The 5,240-nt window shown below is 42.4% G+C and carries 7 protein-coding genes and 3 pseudogenes; 5 read left to right on the top strand and 5 right to left on the bottom strand.

Annotated elements, in window-relative coordinates; genetic code table 11:
* Positions 1–456: pseudogene (locus LC574_RS24195) on the top strand (hypothetical protein); the annotation flags it as partial.
* Positions 457–653: 197 nt separating this feature from the next.
* On the opposite strand, the gene LC574_RS24190 reads toward LC574_RS24195, so the two are convergent.
* The 3 genes from LC574_RS24190 to LC574_RS24180 form a co-directional block, all read right to left on the bottom strand.
* Positions 654–1,013 (bottom strand): type II toxin-antitoxin system HigA family antitoxin, encoded by a 360-nt coding sequence (locus tag LC574_RS24190; protein ID WP_229456099.1) that lies wholly within the window; start codon positions 1,011–1,013, stop codon positions 654–656.
* Positions 1,014–1,117: 104 nt separating this feature from the next.
* On the bottom strand, positions 1,118–2,158 hold the full coding sequence (gene tilS, locus LC574_RS24185; RefSeq protein WP_229456098.1) for a tRNA lysidine(34) synthetase TilS: 1,041 nt from the start codon (positions 2,156–2,158) through the stop codon (positions 1,118–1,120).
* Positions 2,159–2,170: 12 nt separating this feature from the next.
* The gene (locus LC574_RS24180) at positions 2,171–2,788 is read right to left on the bottom strand and encodes a Uma2 family endonuclease (protein ID WP_229456097.1); all 618 of its coding nucleotides are present in this window, start codon (positions 2,786–2,788) and stop codon (positions 2,171–2,173) included.
* Positions 2,789–3,021: 233 nt separating this feature from the next.
* Here LC574_RS24180 and LC574_RS24175 point away from each other — a divergent pair, with 233 nt between their 5' ends.
* Positions 3,022–3,195, top strand: a complete 174-nt coding sequence (locus LC574_RS24175) for a hypothetical protein (RefSeq protein WP_229456096.1) — start codon at positions 3,022–3,024, stop codon at positions 3,193–3,195.
* A 101-nt stretch (positions 3,196–3,296) separates the two neighbouring features.
* Positions 3,297–3,599, top strand: a complete 303-nt coding sequence (locus LC574_RS24170) for a hypothetical protein (protein ID WP_229456095.1) — start codon at positions 3,297–3,299, stop codon at positions 3,597–3,599.
* Positions 3,600–3,727: 128 nt separating this feature from the next.
* Here the strand turns inward: LC574_RS24170 and LC574_RS39215 are convergent.
* A pseudogene (locus LC574_RS39215) lies at positions 3,728–4,003 on the bottom strand (PIN domain-containing protein); the annotation flags it as partial.
* A 90-nt stretch (positions 4,004–4,093) separates the two neighbouring features.
* Positions 4,094–4,264, bottom strand: coding sequence for an AbrB/MazE/SpoVT family DNA-binding domain-containing protein (locus LC574_RS24160; RefSeq protein ID WP_229456093.1), 171 nt, complete (start codon positions 4,262–4,264; stop codon positions 4,094–4,096).
* A gap of 105 nt (positions 4,265–4,369) precedes the next feature.
* Here LC574_RS24160 and LC574_RS24155 point away from each other — a divergent pair, with 105 nt between their 5' ends.
* Positions 4,370–4,621 (top strand): tetratricopeptide repeat protein, encoded by a 252-nt coding sequence (locus tag LC574_RS24155; protein WP_229456092.1) that lies wholly within the window; start codon positions 4,370–4,372, stop codon positions 4,619–4,621.
* A 320-nt stretch (positions 4,622–4,941) separates the two neighbouring features.
* Positions 4,942–5,240: pseudogene (locus LC574_RS24150) on the top strand (hypothetical protein); the annotation flags it as partial.

Below are 5,240 nucleotides of genomic sequence, written 5' to 3'. Positions count from 1 at the left end.
TCAGGACAGCTAGACCTATTTGTGGTTGGTAACGATGGGCGAGTCTACACAAGCTGGTGGCAAGAAGGGGTTAGCGATTGGTCTGGCATCAACAATAACTGGCGATCTATTGGTGGATTCTTCCCAGTAGGTGCACGTGTCAGTGCCGTTGCTCGTCGGTCAGGACAGCTAGACCTATTTGTGGTTGGTAACGATGGGCGAGTCTACACAAGCTGGTGGCAAGAAGGGGTTAGCGATTGGTCTGGCATCAACAATAACTGGCGATCTATTGGTGGATTCTTCCCAGTAGGTGCACGTGTCAGTGCCGTTGCTCGTCGGTCAGGACAGCTAGACCTATTTGTGGTTGGTAACGATGGGCGAGTCTACACAAGCTGGTGGCAAGAAGGGGTTAGCGATTGGTCTGGCATCAACGATAACTGGCGATCTATTGGTGGATTCTTCCCATTGCCTCGGTAAGTATAAATGGCAAAGTTCAAGAAATTTAGTCTTAACTCCTAACTCCTAACTATTTCAAACAGATCCAGTTGCCTTCTACTGGGGTGATCGTACCACCGGTAAATGGAGCAGTTTGCGATCAATCCCTTGGCTTCTCTCTTAAACTCAATACCCCAACTTATTTTTTTCGGGCTAAAGCCCAACTACGAACTTAGTTATTATTCCATAAATAAACTAGATTCTACATGAAAAAACTCTCCCAGCTTACGCGCTTGTTCTGTATTTATCTTCTCTTGTCCATTTAAAATATTATCAATCAAATCTTCTGTTCCTAAAACCGCTACTAAATCATCTCTACTTTTCTCAGATTCCTCTAAAATAAATAACAACATAGATAAAGGATTATTCTGCTGGCTTGGCTGATAATATTCTTGTTCAAACTTTTCAATTAAAGTAATTAATAACTGATAAACTTCGTCTTCTTCTGGGCTGCGTTCCCGGTGCATTAAATCTTCCACTATCCCTAAAGCTTGCTCATTTTCAGCTTCACTTTTTATCAACTTGGGAGTTTTCTGCATATCCTCTTAAGATTCTAAAACCAATAATGTGCATCGTTCCTCTTTTTTGTTTAAAGTCTAATAGTATAAGTCTTAACTATTAACTCTTAACTACTAACTCCTAACTATTTTAAACAGATCCAGTCGCCTTCTACTTGCGCGATCGCACCACCAGGAAATGGATCAGTTTGCGATCGGTTGGGCGCTATAATTAAAGCCGTTAATTTTTCGATGTGTTCAAAACTAGGTGCATCAGTCAATATTTGCTGCAATACCTGGCGCATCACGCGACGTTGCAATGCCAGTGGTGCTTTTTGCAATACTCGACGATTTAAGCGTAAGGGAAAAGCAAAGGGGGATGAGGGGGATGAGGAGGATGAGGAGGATGAGGAAGATATTTCTCCCTCATCTCCCTCATCTCCCCCACTCATCGCCCCATCCCGTACCTGCTGGGCAGCTTTTTCTAAATATTCCACTTCCGCTTGGAGAAGTTCTGCTGTTTGGGCTAAGGCTGATTCTACTTGAGGATTGAAATTTTCCCGCAAATATGGTATTAACTCTTGGCGAATGCGGTTGCGGGCATATTGCAAATCATGATTGGTGGAATCTTCCCAAATTGGTAATTTTAACTCTTGACAAAATTGCTCTGTTTGTGAGCGAGTAATTTCTAAAAGTGGACGCACTAGCATAATGCCTGTAGTTAGGAGGCGTTGCCAAGTTAGGGCTTGTAAGCCATCAGCACCAGTACCGCGAATTAAGTTGTAGAGGAGAGTTTCGGCGCGATCGCTGGCGGTGTGTCCTGTAACTATATATTGATAATTATTCGCTTGGGCGATCGCACTTAAAGCTTGATAGCGCCAATCGCGTGCAGCAGCTTCACTATTTATAGGTTTGTTCGCTGTTTCTAAATAAAAGGATATATCCCAAGTTTTAGCTAAATTTTCGACGTGATGAGCATTAGCTTCGGAGTCAGAACGCCAACGATGATCGCAGTGAGCAATACCTAAATCCCATCCCCATTTGGATTGTAAATCTAAAAGTAATTTAATTAAGCACAGAGAATCTTGTCCACCAGAAACGGCGACTAATAGCTTTTGATGACGCTCAAATAAATGGCGCGATCGCATTGTGCGATGGATTTTTGCGTGTAGAGGAGTCCATACCATTTTTGGAACTTCTCATAGTTTTTGGATTTGACTTGCAGCTACAACTTGTTTAACAGTTAACGCTAGTTCTGGGAAAGTAGTAGAGATAATACGATCATTGCCCGTAAACTTTTGAACTTGGTACTGCCCATCAATCAACTGGTAAACAAAAACTGTGGGGAGTTTGGGATTACCGAGATAAGCACGAGAAGCGATCGCCAGATAATCTACAATCCAATACTCAGAGATACCCAGTCGCTGATACTCATCTAGTTTATCAACATAATCATCATCCCAGTTTGTTGAGGTAACTTCTACAGCAAGTTGAATCGGCTCAATCAGCGCCCCGTAGGCTAAAACATTACTGTTCCACTGTGATGCATTAACTACACCCACATCTGGATTTCTACCTTGTTCTTGCCCAGCATCAGTAAACGTCCTAATGATGATATCTTTGTCAGCAATATATTCAAGTCCCAAGCGTCTAATTTCATCATTGAAGGCAAGCATTAAAAACCTTGCCACATTCTTATGCGCTCTAGTTGGCTCCACTGGTATAATCTCTCCGTTGATCAGTTCGTAAATGCCACCATCAGGGTATTGCTCTAGAAACTCTTCAAAAGTTAGTTTTTTAACTGAAGTCTGAACCATATTGTTCACCTGCTAAAAAGGGACTTAAAGTAATTTGTAATTGATAATGACACTCCTACATTGCTAATGTAATTCGTAATTTTTGAAACTCAGATTCAATCTGGGTTTCCAGGTTTGCGTTTGTTGCCTTATTTTAGACAATTGGTACACACAAAGTAGATAATTTTGTAATCCTCTCTGCGTCTCTGCGCCTCTGCGTGAGATAAAAATACTATAAATTCCCAGATAACTTTATGGCACAAATTCAAATCGGAATCGAAGGTGAAGACGCACCAACAGCAGCCGAAGCATTGCTAGAAATCCCCGGAATATCCGGAACCTACGAAGTCCCAACCCAAAGAGAAGGGACTCTAGCAGCTATAGCTACCATTATCACCATTGTCGTCCTCGGCTGTTGGAATGGTTAGATAAGATTTTGCAAAATTCACAGAACCCCACCCCGCCTACGGCACCCCTCCCCGCAAGCAAGGAGGGGTATATCAGGGGAGTTGAGATGATTCTGTAAAAGATGGCAGATAAGGAAAAGGAATTTCGTGAGGATATTTTGGCTGAGGAATTGCTGAAGCAGCAAACTCCAGCTTTGCGTCAAATGCTGGGGAAGTTGTTGGTGTATGAGTTACCTGTTCCTCAAGCTGCTATTTCCCCGATTTGTGAGGATATCTCAAGTTGGGAAAGTCATATTCAACGCGCTGAAATTTTGGGTTTGTTGGAAGTTACCCTCACCAACAACACAGAGAGGTTGTATCGTGTCCCCCGGATTTTGTCACCGTTGCTAGAGTTTCCAGAAAACCCCAAGGGTGAAGAGTTGTAAAAACAAGCTGCACAAATTTTGTATCGCCTGTGGTGCGAAGGGGCGGAAACTGTTAATGAACCAAAATGTGTCTTATCACCCGTTACCAAAAGGTCTGCTCTACTCTCTACTGCTGTCGCTAAAATGGGAGCATCTTTCAAAGGTAGTCCCATCTCCATTGCCCAATTGACTCGTGTAATTGGTGCTTCTCCAACTATAGTTAGTTTGGGTATTAAATCTCGCTCCAATCGTGTTAAAGCTTGGGGATATTTAGCTGTAATATTACGCCGTGTTTCTTCCAAAGCATGAGGCGAAGTTAGCAAAGCACAATACCCAGCAGAAGCTAACTTAAACAATGCACTACAGCGACCATCAGGACTAATAGCTGCTGCAAAGATAACATTAGCATCCAGGAATAAGCGCATTTATATTCCCTATTGAGCATCTTGAAGCTGTTGCTGAAGTTGTTTAGCTTCTTCGTCAGTTAAGCGATCGGCTATCTGAAACTCCTCGATTCATTCGTCTGTATATATCTCAATCGGATACACTCCAGCAGGACGTAGTAAAATTCCACCATCAGCAGTAGTTTCCACCAGTAGCATAGTTTCCCCATCCAACCCTAGACGATTAAGAATTGCTTTGGGAATAGAGACTTGACCTGTTTTTCCTAGCTTGATGACTTCCATAAATTCTAAATAACCATAATCCGGCAAACCGGAATTTAATTAAATCATAACTAATCAGGTTTACTCGCACCAACCTTTCTGTCGATTGATCTAGTTTACAGGCACTTGGTACAAAAAGCGATCGCACTCTACAATCAGTCTTTGGAAATAACAGAACGCATTGGTAATGTCCAAGGCAAAGCAATGACTCTGTGGTGGTTAGGACATTTGGTAGAACAGCAGGGTGAATACACTATAGCGATATCCTATTTGCAACCAGCTTTAGAGATTTTGCAGCGATTGAAGTCACCGGATGCTGAAAGTGTGCGTGCAAGTCTTGCCAGAGTGCGGCAGAAAGTAGAGAGTGAAGAAGATTAGCTTATATCTTGCACGATTCTCGATTAGCACCATCGCCCGCCCAGAAATAAATTTCAGCGGCTCATAGCTAAAGTCCACTCAAGTGGACTGTAATTTTTTACCAGTCGTCTTTAGACGACTTTAACTATTAGCCTCAGAATTTATTCTGAGGCGGTTATTGCAACTAATTCGTAATTCTTAATTACAGCTTGGTGTTGAAAGAATACCGAAAGATTTTTTGTCTCATGCAGAGGCACAGACAAGAATGCAAGAGTGCGGTTTAAGTAAATGAAAACTGCTGTAATGAGTCTTCAATACTCGCGGACGAGTCTTTGATACTCGTGAATGAGTCTTTTATACTCGTGAATGAGTCTTTTATACTCGTGAATGAGTCTTTGATACTCGTGAATGAGTCTTTGATACTCGTGGACGAGTCTTTGATACTCGTGAATGAGTCTTTGATACTCGCGGACGAGTCTTTTATACTCGCGGACGAGTCTTTGATACTCGCGGACGAGTCTTTGATACTCGTGAACGAGTCTTTGAACTCCGTTAATGAGTCTTTGATATCATGTCCGGTTGAAAAACCAACGGCGAATCAACTCCACCTGGAAGCCATAGCCGTCGTCAACTTCCTCAA

The sequence above is a fragment of the Nostoc sp. CHAB 5715 genome (assembly GCF_020829685.1).
Classification (GTDB): domain Bacteria; phylum Cyanobacteriota; class Cyanobacteriia; order Cyanobacteriales; family Nostocaceae; genus Nostoc.
Note: the sequence above shows the minus strand (reverse complement) of the source record. Positions and strands in the feature narration are given on the sequence as shown.